This window comes from Chryseobacterium sp. 27AL, assembly GCF_057815395.1.
This window is the reverse complement of sequence record NZ_JBYRIW010000006.1, coordinates 97,948-112,184: the sequence shown is the minus strand read 5'-3', so window position 1 is coordinate 112,184 and position 14,237 is coordinate 97,948. Positions and strand designations below refer to the sequence as shown.

The following is a 14,237-nucleotide window of genomic DNA, read 5'->3' as shown; positions in this document are numbered from 1 at the left end:
ATAAAATTTGAAATTAATTAAGAAATTTATAATTATTTAAAATAAAATTAAAAATTTAATATCCAGAAAAAGTAGTAGCAGAGCAGGTTTGAAGCATTTATACAAAAAAGAGGACCATTTTAATGATCCTCAAATATCTAAAAAAAATAAGTGTAAATTATGAGTGGCCGAAACCTATATTTCCCTTTTTACCTGTCAGATTTTTTCTAAAATCGATCATTCGCAGTGCCGTAACTGCTGCTTCCACACCTTTATTTCCCAAATCTCCGCCACTTCTTGCAATTGACTGCTCTTTTGTATCATCTGTAAGCACACAGAAAATAGTAGGAGTATCTGTCAGAATATTGCAATCTTTGATGCCCTGAGCAACTGCAGAACATACATAATCGAAATGAGGCGTTTCACCACGGATCACACATCCGATAGAGATTACTGCGTCATATTTGCGCTCTTTGCAAAGCTGCATGCTTGCGTAATTCAGCTCAAAAGCACCCGGAACCGGAAAAAGCTTGATGTTTTCAGATTTTACACCTTCCTTTTGAAGGATTTCCAATGCTGCATCACGAAGATTATAGGTTACAAAATCATTCCACTCAGAAAAAACAATGCCGATAGAAAACTCATCGGCATTGGCTATATGAAGTGGCTTGTAATCGGAAAGATTAACTGTTGCCATTGTTTAATAATATTTAGTCATTTCAATATAAGAATCAGACATTCCGTTGTCGTAGTCCTGATATTTTTCATCAATTGTAGCAAAATATTTTTTAGCATCTGCTTTCTTATTAAGGCCTAAAGCCAAAATCCCTGCTTTTCTTGTGAAATAATAGGTTGTGTACGGATCGTCTGAAGCAGAAGCCGCTTTATCAAGCAATTGCAGAGCATCGTCGTTTTTATTAAGACCAGATTGCGCATCTGCCATCGCACCATACTTCATTGCCATTAATGTTTTGTTGTCTGATGAAAACTTGTCAAGAAGATCATATGCTTCCTGGAATTTTCCTTCTTTAAATTTCAAAATTCCGGCGTTGTAAGCAGAAAGTTTACCAATGTTTGTAGCAGAATATTCATTATACGTTCCTAAGAAGCCAGGATTTGCAGCAGATTTTCCTCCCAGTGCTTCTTTATCTTTACCTTCCGTAAGATTTTTCTGAGCAGCAAGGAAACTTTTTACAGCTTCAGCATTTTTAGGAACTACAACAAACTGTTTGTAAGCGAAGAATCCCAGAACACCTAAAACAAGTACCCCGAAAACAATACCCAACGGTTTTGAATATCTTTCAATAAATCTTTCGGTGTTTAAAGCTTCTCTGTCAAGATCTTTAAAAAACTCTACTGTTTCTTTACCTTCTTGCTCTTGTTGAGCATTCTTTGTAAGTTTTGCCATAAATTGTTAAAAATTGAATTGCAAATTTAATTGTTTCTGAATGATTTACAAAATACTTTCTGAGTATTGTTGATTTTATTTAAACAAATAAAGTGAATTGTAAATTGTTAAACATGAATTTATAAGAAAAATGCTTCGACAGGTGCAATATGACAGTTTAATTGTGAAATGCTTAATGCAGTACTGCTTTGTCATGCTGAGCTTGTCGAAGCATCTACTAATATTCTAAAATGTGATATACTTCTGCATTGAATTTCTTCAGTTTTTCTTCGCCATTCAATCCTTTTAAGCCAATCAGAAAACTGAACTGTGCAACTGTTGCTTCCTGTTTTTCAATCAGCTTTGCTGCTGCTTCTGTGGTTCCTCCCGTTGCCAGAAGATCATCGTGAATCAGAACTCTCTGCCCGGGCTTTATCTGCCCTTCCCGGGTTTCGATGATGGCACTTCCGTATTCAAGATCGTATTTTTCTGAAATAACCGGCGGTGGCAGTTTTCCCGATTTTCTTATTAACACAAACGGAACTTCCAGAGCGACAGCAATAGCAATTCCGAAAAGATAACCGCGGCTTTCAATTCCGCAGACGGCATCAACTTTTCCTTTGCTGAATGCTACCAGATCTGCGATAACATCTTCATATAATTTCGGATCCAGGAAGATTGGCGATATATCTTTAAACTGAATTCCCGGAATCGGAAAGTCAGGAATGTTTTCTATCGTTTCTTCCAGTCTGCTGATTAATTCTTGTGACGGCATTGTTACGGATTGATTTTATAGCTGGAGATTTTCCATTCTCCGTTTACATTTTTTAAACCGAAAGTTGCTTTCAGCGAAGTTGTTCTTCCGTTTTTGTCGGTAACATCGTATGTTGCATTTACGCTGGCAACATTGGCATTGGACAGATTTGTGGAAATATTTTTAACGCTTACATTTTTCACCGATCCGAATCCTGAAGTAGGGTTGGCGAAAGATTCATAGCTTCCCCAGTTTGGATTGCTTGCTGCACCATAAGCTGCTTTTAGGTTTTGAGAGCTTACATTGTTTAAAAATCCGGATACTACATTTTTAGGGTCTGCTGCCGGTTGTTTTGGTGTTGCCGGAGCAGGGGGGGCATTTGGATCTGTAGAAACGGTTGTTCCAGGATTGTTAGGATCTATCACTGCCGGATCCTGATTTACAGCGGTAGAGTCAACTACCGGTGGGGCAGGCATTTTCAATAACAAAGGATTTACATCTAAACCTATTTTTGTCATTTTAAATGTTTTTGCGGTTGTTTTTACAGATACGGTGATATCAATTTTATTGTCAACGACTTTAGCAGCCGGAATGGATGAGAATTTTAAATTAAATCCTTTAAAATTATTATCCTGCATCAGGTTTTTTGCAGTAGAGAGTTTTACCCCATTACTGAACACTTCAAGAGTAGCCTCAAGACCTGCTTCTGTAAATGCTACAGGATTTCCAGCGCTGTCCACAAGTCGCGGAATAATCTGAATAGCGGTAGGAGCTCCGGTTCCGTCGTCGCCGGAAGGTCGTGTAATGATGCTTAATGAATTTGCTTTTACATCGTTGGGATCTCTTTCTTTTGCCTTGTCATCTCCAAAAATATTGATTTGTCCTAAGGAAGGTGGCGTTGTACTTGCCCACTCTATGCCATTTTTCTGTGCTACTTCATCGGCCATTGCCATAATTTCGGGAACTTTTTTCCCGTTGATCAATTGGCCAAGTGCTTTCAATTCTGCAACGTCACCATCGGCTTCCACTCCGAAAGTTTTTAAAATGTAGAGCGCCTCATTAAATTTTATCTGTTTAATGGTAGGAAGACTCGCCGTCATATCATTGATACTCGACTGTAACGTTTTAGTATTGGTAGCATCTACGTGATCTTTCTTACATGCTGTAAAAAGCAGTAAGCTGAAAATTAGTAGAAAAGACAACTTTTTCATTTTTTTTCCGTTTGTCACAAATTTACTAAAACGTTTATTAATAGGGGATTTTATTTTTTATTTTTCTTTTAAATCATCTTTAAAGAATGAACTGAAAACGGTCTGCATGTTTGGAAATGAAGGATCTTGCCAATATTTTGAGGTATAATGGCTTTGTTTTATATTATACTTTACTTCAGGAAGATCTTTTTCATTGCTGAAATCGAGTTCGGTCGGATAAAAATTTTTGTAGGAAATGATCTGGTTATATTCGGGTTCCGTTTTATGCTTCAGTTTAAGATATTCGATTGAATTGTATTCAGTAAAATCACGGAGTGATTTTTTAGAATCTTTTTCAAATGAAAAATTGGTGATGATCTGAATATCGAAAAGCCGGTATCCTAAAATGGAAAGTTCTTTTTCCTGAAGTTCTTCCCCACGTATTTCTATTTCATCTTTGGTTGGCGTTTTCAGTTCCTTTACCTTGAGTTCGCCGTTATTATATTTTTCAAGATTTCCGGCGTATTTCAATTTTGGTAAGTATAAAAACATTCTGTAATCCCAGACTCCGACCTCTTTTTTTTCGAAGCTAGCGCCTTCAAGACTGAAGATGCGGTATTGCTGTATCTTAATGTCTTTTACTTTTTTATTTTTATTGTCAAAAACATACGTTGCTATTCCATCCACATAACAGTTAAGCATATTGTTCACGGTGACATAAGCATTAAAATTACCTTTTATCAAAAGGTACTTTGCTGGTTTATTATTTTTTACCACTACGGGCTCAATGTCCTTGATCTTTTCATCAAGTTTTACAATATCTCTATCAATCTCAGAATAAGGAAGTTCTGCCAGAACAATATTTTCGTAAACAAGCCTGAATTTTTCCTGTTCTGGTTTTATCAATTGCTTATCGATTTTCCCGTCAATATCCGAATAAGCAACAATGCTTCCGTCTTTTGCAAAAACTGAAACTTTTGGTAATGGTTTGTTGGTTTTTTCAGAAATGAAAGTAATGGTTTGAGCATTGAAAAGATTTAATAAGAATGTCAAAAATAATAATAAAAGACTTTTTTTCATAGTTTTATTAATTTAGATTGGAAACTGTTTTACATTTCATTTGACTTTTCTTTTAAATCGCTTTTGAAATAGCTGCTGAATACCGTCTGCATATTTGGAAAAGAAGGATCCTGCCAGTAAGAAGTCTTGTAATTGCTGCTACTCTTGTTGAATCTTACGTTGTTAATATCTTTGTCATTACTAAAACTAAATTCTGTCACATAAAAATTATTGTATAACGCTAATTGATCAGGATCTGGTTTTTCTTTATATTTAATTTTTGAGTACCGTACATCACTATATTCCAGAAACTCTCTAAGTGTTTTTCCTGATTCTTTTTCAAAAGATAGGTTTATAATTTTTCTATAATCATAAATGGTTATTCCGAAAAGCGTAGATCCTTTTTCCGAGCCGATTCTATCTATGATTTCCACTTGATCACTTTTGTCGCCGTTTAATTCTTTAATATTATTTTTTCCGGATTTATATTCCTCCGGGTTTCCTACGTATTTAAGTTTTGGGATCTCTAATCCTGCCGTGTAAGATAAGAAAGTCCTATCCATTTCAGTCTGCAACGAAAAGATTCTGTATTGTTCTACATTCGTACTTTTAAGTTTTTTTGTTTTATTATCGAAAATATAGGTTATAATTCCGTCAGCATAAGATTTGGGTTTATTGTTGACCGTTACGTAGGCATTGAAATTTCCTTTAATAAAAATGTATTTTGCCGGCTTGTTGTTTTTTATAACGACTGCCTCGATATCTTTTATACGGTTGTCAATTTTAATAATGTCCTTATCAAAATCCGAATACGATAAGGTGGCCACCGAAACATTATCATACACCAGCTGAAATTTTTCCTGCTCGGGCTTCAACAATTGTTTATCGATTTTCCCGCCAATATCCGAATAAGCAACAATGCTTCCGTCTTTTGCAAAAACTGAAACTTTTGGCAACGGTTTGTTGGTTTTTTCAGAAATGAAAGTAATAGTTTGAGCATTGAAAGGATTTAATAAGAATGTCAAAAACAATAATAGAAGATTTTTTTTCATGATTATTTTATTATAATGATTTGCTTAATTATATGACAAAGAAAATTAAAAATGGTTGCCCGGAATTTTATTTTTTTTATTAGTAAAAAAAAGACTGATCGTTACAATCAGTCTTTTTCGTTTTATCTTGTTATCAGCGTTCCTTAGAAAGGATACTCATAAATTTCAGATTCGTGTAAGTAAGGGTTTCCTGTAGGGATAAGTTTAAGTTTTGATAATGCTGAAAGCACGGTAAACATAAACAAACCAACTACGAAAAGGATAGCTCCTAAGATCAACAAGAATACTTCCGGAGTTTTCCAGTATGGTCCTACCGTACCAGGCATTACCATGTTGAAGTAATCTAAAATGTGACCACAGATAACTACTACTGCCATTGTAGTAACCACTTTGTAGTTTCTCTTAATGCTGCTGCTCACTAATACCAATAGCGGTAATAAGAAGTTTACGATCAGCATTGGCAGGAAAGTAGGAGAGTAGTGCTGGAATCTTCCGAAGAAATAGTTAACCTCTTCAGGAATGTTAGCATACCAGTAAAGCATGAACTGTGCAAACCATGTATACGTCCAAAGCATACTTGTAGCAAAAAGGAATACTCCTAAATCATGTAAGTGATTATCATTGAACTGTGGAAGGAATCCGTTTTTCTTTAAATAAACACTTAAAAGAATAATTACCGCAATACCACTTGAAAGGCAGCTTACCATTGAATACCAGATATACATCGTAGAATACCAGTGAGGGTCAATAGACATCAACCAGTCCCAAGCCCAGGCCGCAGAAGCAAATCCGAAGAATGCGATATATCCTACTGCCCATCTGTAAAGCATCTGATAATCTACTCTCGATTTGGTTTCGTCAACTTTTTTAGACTGAGCTTTCAGTTTCCATGCGAAGAAAGAAGCACCCAATACATAGATAAACGTTCTTACAGCATAGAAAGGTATATTTAAGAAAATTCTCTTTTCAAATAAGATCACATCAAAATGAGCAGAATTTGGGTCTGTCAATTCAGGGTCCATCCAATGGAAAAGATGACCCTGATGAGTGATGTTTAAAAGCATCAAGATGATCAAAATAGCACCACCATATGGAATATAAGAAGCAATTGCTTCCATTACTCTTGTAATAATGATTGGCCATCCCGCGTGCGCAGCGTGCTGAATAGAATAGAAAAATAATACGCAGCAGCTTACTCCGAAGAAAAATACAGCTACAAAATGTATTGCCGCTAATGGCTGGTTGTGTACCTGAAGAGTAGCATGCTCAAGGTGAGCCGCATGATCCTGAGGACCTACCATTTCACTGGAGTGTGTAGGAGCTGTATGACCAGAAGCGTGAACAGCTTCCATCATGTGTTCTATTTTTTCAGTAGAAATCCCTTTATTCAAGAAGAAACCGATACCAAACAGAACTAAACCTACAACAAGAAGGATTATAGAAGTTGATTTTAATTTTGGTGAAAAACTATACATTTCTTTTCTTATTTTTTAGTTTCGGTAGTCTTTGTTTCAGTTGTTGCCGTTGCTGTAGCCGTAGCTTCTCCTGCAGGTGCCGCTGCTGCCGGCGCTGCAGCTCCTTTCTTGAAGGCATTCATTACATACATAGCAACTCTCCATCGGTCTCCTGCGTTCAATTGTCCCGCATAAGATCCCATCGCATTTCTACCGTTTGTTATCACATAATGAACAGATCCTACAGTAATTTCTCTGTCGGCATAGTTTGGTACACCGGAGAAAGCTCCAGTCTGTACGATAGGTCCCTGTCCGTCACCACCTATACCATGACAAGCTGCACAGGTTTTCTCGAATAGATTTTTACCTCTTTCAAGATCTTTTGCTTCGTTGGCAGGATTTAAAGGAGAAGTGGTCATGCTCTTTGAAGCATCATAACCAGCGTTATATTCATCGACATTTTTCGGAAGCAAACCTTCTTCAAAAATGCCATCTTTATTTTGAGGAACAGAACCTTCTACAGGAGTAAGCCCTGTTGCCCCATTATTTTTAACGAAAGCAGGAATTTCATTTTCATGATCTGAATAAGCATCCTGAGCTTTCATCAATGGATCGTAAGCTACCGGAAAATACATGTCCGGGAAATATACTAACGGTGTATTTTCTTTTGGTCCGCAAGAGTTAAGTAAAACTGTTGTTAAACCTAAAACCGCTGTAATTTTTAATACATTCTTTTTCATCTGGACATTTTTATTTTTTTTATGGTCAGATGTAACCATTGCATTAGGTTTCATTTTAAGCATCTTTAACAGTTATTTCTTCAACTCCAGTTTCAATCAGTAACTGTTTTACAGATTCTACATCTTCAGTTACAAATTCCATCATGAATTTATCATCCGTTGTTCTTGGGTCCGGGTTTTGTGCAGGAGCCCCAGGATACATTTTATTTCTTACCAAGAAAGTCAATGACATCATGTGAGCAGCACAGAATACCATAAGCTCGAACATTGGTACTACGAACGCCGGCATATTGTGTCCCCAGTCAAAAGCTGGTTTACCACCAATATTCTGTGGCCAGTCGTGATTCATCACGTACCAAGTTAAAGTTGCTCCAATCGTTACTCCATAAAGAGCGTAAAGAAAAGCGGCATCAGAAATTCTTGTTTTCTTTAAACCTAAAGCTTTGTCTAGCCCGTGAACCGGAAACGGAGTGTAAACTTCGTTGATTGCGATTCCTTTATCGTTGAATGCCTTAACGCCGTTCATTAAATCGTCGTCGTCAGCATAAAGTCCGTATACAATTTTAGTGGTGCTCATCTCCTTCTTTTGCTTTATAAGTTTCACCTGAGATTTTCAAAATCGATTTTAATTCAGCCTGTGCAATTACAGGGAATGTTCTTGCATATAATAAGAATAATACAGAGAAGAATCCGATTGTTCCTAAGTATACACCCACATCAATAATCGTTGGCTTAAACATTGTCCAAGATCCAGGTAAGTAATCTCTTGAAAGGTTGATTACGATGATGTCAAAACGCTCAAACCACATACCAATGTTAATGATCAATGCAACAATGAATGTCCAGATAATATTCGTTCTCAATTTCTTGAACCAGAATGAAGCAGGAACAACAAGGTTACAGATAATCAATGACCAGAATGCCCACCAGTAAGGTCCAACAGCAGCACCAGGAGAAAGATAGGTGAAATCTTCAAATCTTGATCCTGAATACCATCCGATGAAATATTCTGTAGCATAGGCTACCGTTACCATACCACCTGTTAAAATGATTACGATGTTCATGATTTCGATATGGTACATGGTGATGTAGTCTTCTAAATGACATACTTTTCTTGCTACCAACAAAAGTGTCTGTACCATGGCAAATCCTGAGAAGATCGCACCGGCAACGAAGTAAGGAGGATAGATCGTAGAGTGCCATCCTTTAATTACCGACGTGGCGAAGTCAAAGGATACGGTCGTGTGTACTGAGAATACAAGCGGTGTTGCCAACCCTGCAAGAACCAAAGAAAGTTCTTCGAATCTTTGCCAGTGTTTTGCTTTACCACCCCAACCGAATGCAAGGAATGTATAAATCTTTTTAGTCCAGGGAGTTTTTGCTCTGTCTCTGATCATTGCAAAGTCAGGAATTAATCCCATGAACCAGAATACTGTAGATACTGAGAAATACGTAGAGATTGCAAATACGTCCCAAAGTAGAGGAGAGTTGAAGTTCCCCCAAAGAGAACCGAACTGGTTTGGTAAAGGGAATACCCAATATCCTACCCAAACTCTACCCATGTGAATTACCGGGAAGATTGCTGCCTGTACTACCGCGAAGATCGTCATCGCTTCTGCAGATCTGTTTACAGACATTCTCCATCTTTGTCTAAATAATAATAATACTGCGGAGATAAGTGTTCCGGCGTGACCGATACCTACCCACCATACGAAGTTGGTGATATCCCAACCCCAGTTAATAGTTCTGTTAAGTCCCCATGCTCCAATACCTGTTCCGATAGTATAAGCGATACATCCGAATCCATAGATGAATAGAACTAAGGCTGCATATAATGAGATCCACCATAATTTACCTGCTCTTTCTTCGATAGGTCGTGCAATATCTTCTGTGATATCGTGATAAGTTTTGTGACCAATAATTAGAGGTTCCCTTATCGGAGCTTCGTAATGTCCTGACATTTTTTACCTATTTATTATTTAAACTTTATTTTTCTACTCTGTTTCTTACTTTAGTATGATAGAACACGTTTGGCTTGGTTCCGATCTCTTCAAGTAAATAATATCTTCTGTCGCCAGCATATAATTTTCTGACTTCAGATCCTTTGTCATTCATGTCTCCGAACTGGATAGATCCCGTAGTACAAGCTTTTGAACATGCAGTCTGGAATTCTCCGTCTTTCACGATTCTGTTCTCTTTTTTAGCTTCGAGAATAGTCGTTTGAGTCATTTGGATACATAATGAACATTTCTCCATTACCCCTCTTGTTCTTACAACAACGTCTGGATTTAGTACCATTCTTCCAAGATCGTTGTTCATATTGAAGTCGAACTTGTCATTAAGATTGTATGTAAACCAGTTGAAACGTCTTACTTTATAAGGACAGTTGTTTGCACAATATCTTGTACCGATACATCTGTTATAAGCCATGTGGTTTTGTCCCTGCTTACCGTGTGAAGTTGCCGCTACCGGACAAACTGTTTCACAAGGGGCATGGTTACAGTGCTGACACATTACAGGCTGGAAGATTACATCCGGATTATCAGCCGGGTGGTTCAATGCACCGCCTTCTTTGTTGAATGCTGTCCCGTACAATTCAGGAACGGCCATTCCTTCTTTTAATCCTTCATATACTTCTACTTTCTGTCTTGCAGAATAGTAACGGTCAATTCTTAACCAATACATATCTCTTGACATTCTGATCTCTTCTTTTCCTACGACAGGAACGTTGTTCTCTGCCTGGCAGGCAATGATACAAGATCCACAACCTGTACAAGAGTTTAGGTCGATCGACATGTTGAAGTGAGGTCCGTCCGTATCATCGAAAGCATCCCAAAGGTCAATCTTTCTTGCCGGAAGAGCTCCACTGATCGTGTGATATTCCAAAGGCTTGTTCCATCCTTTATGTTCATCATCAAATGCTACGTTTAAGAAATCTGCCAAAGGAACTTCCTTAGCAATTTCGTAACGTCCCATCAATGTATTTTGAAGCTGGATCCCTGCGAATTCGTGATCTTCTCCGGTTTTTTCTAATTTAACATTAGATACCACCAAGTTAGAACCATCAAATAAAGGATAAGCATTTACTCCTGTATCAGCAGTAGCCCCTGAATTTTTCTTACCATATCCAAGTGCAAGACCTACAGATCCTTCAGCTTGTCCCGGTTGAACGAATACTGGAACATCTTTTATTGTAACTCCGTTTACTGTAAGGTTTACGATAGAACCATCTAGCTGCATTCTTGCATTAAGATCGTTTTCAATTCCTAATCTTTCAGCATCTTTAGGAGACATGGTCAGGTAGTTGTCCCAAGACATTCTCGTGATTGGGTCCGGTAATTCCTGTAACCAAGGGTTGTTGGCCTGGGTACCATCTCCCATTGCTGTTTTAGTATATAATACCAATTCTAAATCAGAAGCCTTAAAGTTTCCTAATTCAGCAGCTGCCTGGGCACCGTTACCTCCTGCATACGATAATGTAGTAGCATTGGTAGAGGCATTAAATCCGTTATATAAAGCTTTATTGAAAGAAGTTCCTCCCAGTACGGAAGAAGCGTTCGCTTTTAAATAATCGTAGTAATTGTTAGCAGCGTTGTTCTTTCCATTTTTCCAAACCAATAATGATTCTTCGATCTGTCTTGATTTGTAGATTTTCTGGATCGTTGGCTGCATTAATGAATATACTCCTGTCTGTGGTTCGATATCTCCCCAAGACTCAAGCCAGTTGGCTACAGGAATTACAGCTTTTGCTGCTTTATACATTTCATTTTTCTTATCAGCAACAGCAATTACGTAAGGAACTTTTGTTAAAGATTTTTTGAAATCTTCTCCTTTGTGATAAGAGTAAATAGGATCTACGTTGTTGGCGATCAATACACCAACCTGACCTGCATTTACCCATCCAAGGAATTCCTCGAATCTTGCTTTGTCAAATTCTTTTAAAAGGTTTGCTTTACCTGTGAAAGCAACGGATCCAAGTTTCTGGTTGATCAGGTGGGCTAAAACCTGAGCCCCTTTTGAACCGTCGGCAAAAACTACAGCTTTGCTTCCTTTTGCCTGTAATTCTTTAGCGATTTCAGAAGCTGTTTTGTCTGAAGTTCCTCCACCAACGATAGCATTGTAAACTTCAACTAAAGTTTTGTTTACCTGGCTAGGCTTTAATCTGTATCTTGAATCTGCATTAGCACCAGTTAATGACATGTTTGATTCCACCTGAATGTGTCTCAACATGTTTGGTCCTGGCTTTCTTGCAGCAGCGTAAGAAGATTCTAATCCTCCTCCGTTGTAATCTCCTAGAAAATCAGCCTGGAAAGCGGCAACCAATTCCGTTCCTCTAAGGTCGTAAACCGGTAAAGCTCTTGTCCCGAAAACTTCCTGAGCGGCGTCTAATGCTGCAGCATACGGATAAGCATCATAAGTTACTAACTCTGCTGTAGGATATTTTGCTTTAAATTCAGCGAATAATTTTTTGAAAGTTGGCGAAGCGAAAGAATGTGATAAAAGCACGATTCTTTTTCCCGCTGCATTAGCTTCTTCAAGTCCTTTGATGATGTAGCTGTCTACTTTATCAAAAGTTTCATCCTTACCTTCAAATTTAGGCTGTTTTACTTTATCATTGTCGTAAAGAGAAAGTACACTTGCCTGTGCTCTCGCACTTGTTTTTCCTAAATCTCCTGCTGTAGGATTTGGTTCTATTTTGATTGGTCTGCCTTCTCTTGTTTTTACTAAAACACTCGCAAAGTCAAAACCATCGAAATATGTTGAAGCGTAATAATTTGGAATCCCCGGAATGATATCATGCGGCTTTACCACATAAGGGATCGTTTTGATTACCGGAGCTTCACATGCAGCTAATGTTACCGCTGCAGTAGAGAATCCTAATAGTTTTAAGAAATCTCTTCTTGAAGTACTGGATCCGTTCTTTTCAGCATCTCCAAGGAAATCTTCTACCGGAATTTCTTCCTGGAACTCTTTTTGAGCCAGCTTGTTGTTTAGAGCCGGATCTTTAAGTTCGTGAATACTTCTAAATTGTATTTTGTTTGAAGCCATTTATACTTCTAATTTTTAGTTATTAATAATGACATTTACCACACTCAAGACCTCCAATTGCATCTACAGTAATCTTACCACCATCTTTAGGGTATTGTTTTTTCAACTTGTCATGTAGATTTTTGAAGTATTCTTTATTATAACCGTTGTTCATATCAACCTCAGTAGTTCTGTGACATTCGATACACCATCCCATTGTGAAGTCATTAGCCATCTGAACAACATTCATTGTGTCAATTTTACCGTGGCAAGCTTTACATACAACATCGATTTTGTTGTTTGGATTCTTTTTGTTGAAAGAATTGATGATGGCCTGCTCACCTGCTACAACGTGCTGAGAGTGGTTGAAGTAAACGAAATCTGGCATGTTGTGGATTCTTGTCCATTCAACCGGCTGCGTTTTTCCTGTATACTGTTGTTTTTCAGGATCCCAACCTGTAGCAGCATAGATTTTCTGGATTTCTCCGTCGTAGAAAGCTTTATCTTTACCAGGCTCCATGTAGTGCTCTGCATTGTATTCGGAAATTGTTCTGTGGCAGTTCATACAAACGTTCATAGAAGGGATTTCAGATACTTTGCCATATTTGGCACTTGAGTGACAAAGCTGACAGTCGATTTTTTGTTCTCCAGCGTGAATTTTGTGAGAGAAATAGATAGGCTGGTCTGGTTTATATCCTTTATAAACACCGATCCACATGATCCAGTTCCATACTCCGTATGCAGCTAATAATGCGAGAATTGCAATTAATCCTTTACCGATGTAATGGTATTTTTCATAGATTTCGCGGAAAGATTTAACTCTTGTTTCGTTAAGCCCTGCAAGATCTTCGGATTGTCCTAATTTTACTAATTGTCTTAGTTTTAATAAGATCCAAACCAATAAACCTGCGATAGCTAAAAGTGAAATGATTACGATATTCGTAGTAGCAGAACTTTGTGGTGCTGCATTTGCAGATCCTGCATTTGCTGTATCTTTAGCAGCGTCGGTTTTTGCAGGCTCCGGAGCCGGAGGATTAGTTGTGTAAGCTAAGATGTCGTCAATATCCTTATCTGAAAGATTTGGAAAGACCTGCATCTCAGTCTTATTGAATTTTTCGAAAATTTCATTGGCGTATTTGTCACCAGAGGCTCTTAGCTCTTTGTTGTTCTTGATCCATTTGTGAAGCCAGTCTTTTCCAAGCCCCTGTTCGGTTTCAAGTCGTGCAACCACACCTTTCAATGCAGGCCCTACAACCTGTTTGTCTAACGCGTGACATGCAGTACAATTTGCTTTGAAGAGCTTCTCACCATTCTTAGGATCACCGTCCTGCCCGTAAATTGAAGCACTGGTTGATAACAATAAGCCTATTGCGATCAACGTTTGTCTATAATGCTTTCTCCAACTAATCATTTAAATTATCTTATGTTAGTAAAATATTGAACATTCAATCAATTCCGCAAAAATAACATATTTAACAGGAATTTAACGGTATATAGAAAGGGGAAAATATCATTTCCTTTTAATTTGTAATTATTCTAAATAACTGCATTTGGTATAATTTTTTAATTTGTCTAAATTTGCGGAAACAAGTTT

12 protein-coding genes are annotated in these 14,237 nt (G+C 37.6%); all 12 read right to left on the bottom strand.

What is annotated here, in order from left to right; all coding sequences use genetic code 11:
- Positions 1-157: 157 nt before the first annotated feature.
- Entirely contained in the window at positions 158-676 is a 519-nt protein-coding gene (gene ribH / locus AC3WV0_RS11425) for a 6,7-dimethyl-8-ribityllumazine synthase (RefSeq protein WP_488846203.1), read from the bottom strand.
- Between the two features lie 3 nt (positions 677-679).
- Positions 680-1,387, bottom strand: a complete 708-nt coding sequence (locus tag AC3WV0_RS11420) for a YfgM family protein (protein ID WP_488846202.1) — start codon at positions 1,385-1,387, stop codon at positions 680-682.
- A 217-nt stretch (positions 1,388-1,604) separates the two neighbouring features.
- Positions 1,605-2,141, bottom strand: coding sequence for an adenine phosphoribosyltransferase (locus AC3WV0_RS11415; RefSeq protein WP_488846201.1), 537 nt, complete (start codon positions 2,139-2,141; stop codon positions 1,605-1,607).
- A 2-nt stretch (positions 2,142-2,143) separates the two neighbouring features.
- On the bottom strand, positions 2,144-3,331 hold the full coding sequence (locus AC3WV0_RS11410) for a hypothetical protein (RefSeq protein ID WP_488846200.1): 1,188 nt from the start codon (positions 3,329-3,331) through the stop codon (positions 2,144-2,146).
- Between the two features lie 57 nt (positions 3,332-3,388).
- Entirely contained in the window at positions 3,389-4,390 is a 1,002-nt protein-coding gene (locus AC3WV0_RS11405) for a hypothetical protein (RefSeq protein ID WP_488846199.1), read from the bottom strand.
- Positions 4,391-4,419: 29 nt separating this feature from the next.
- Complete coding sequence (locus AC3WV0_RS11400; protein ID WP_488846198.1) at positions 4,420-5,421, bottom strand: hypothetical protein; 1,002 nt, start codon at positions 5,419-5,421, stop codon at positions 4,420-4,422.
- Between the two features lie 143 nt (positions 5,422-5,564).
- The gene (locus AC3WV0_RS11395) at positions 5,565-6,896 is read right to left on the bottom strand and encodes a quinol:cytochrome C oxidoreductase (protein ID WP_488846197.1); all 1,332 of its coding nucleotides are present in this window, start codon (positions 6,894-6,896) and stop codon (positions 5,565-5,567) included.
- An 8-nt stretch (positions 6,897-6,904) separates the two neighbouring features.
- Positions 6,905-7,615, bottom strand: a complete 711-nt coding sequence (locus AC3WV0_RS11390; RefSeq protein WP_488846196.1) for a c-type cytochrome — start codon at positions 7,613-7,615, stop codon at positions 6,905-6,907.
- A 55-nt stretch (positions 7,616-7,670) separates the two neighbouring features.
- Positions 7,671-8,192, bottom strand: coding sequence for a DUF3341 domain-containing protein (locus tag AC3WV0_RS11385; RefSeq protein WP_034691794.1), 522 nt, complete (start codon positions 8,190-8,192; stop codon positions 7,671-7,673).
- Complete coding sequence (nrfD, locus tag AC3WV0_RS11380; protein WP_090000552.1) at positions 8,179-9,576, bottom strand: NrfD/PsrC family molybdoenzyme membrane anchor subunit; 1,398 nt, start codon at positions 9,574-9,576, stop codon at positions 8,179-8,181. Before nrfD ends, AC3WV0_RS11385 begins: the two co-directional genes overlap by 14 nt.
- Positions 9,577-9,601: 25 nt before the next feature.
- Positions 9,602-12,664 (bottom strand): TAT-variant-translocated molybdopterin oxidoreductase, encoded by a 3,063-nt coding sequence (locus AC3WV0_RS11375; protein ID WP_488846195.1) that lies wholly within the window; start codon positions 12,662-12,664, stop codon positions 9,602-9,604.
- Between the two features lie 22 nt (positions 12,665-12,686).
- Positions 12,687-14,054 carry a c-type cytochrome gene (locus tag AC3WV0_RS11370; protein ID WP_488846194.1) on the bottom strand — a complete coding sequence of 456 codons (1,368 nt, stop codon included), beginning with the start codon at positions 14,052-14,054 and terminating at the stop codon, positions 12,687-12,689.
- Between the last annotated feature and the right edge of the window lie 183 nt (positions 14,055-14,237).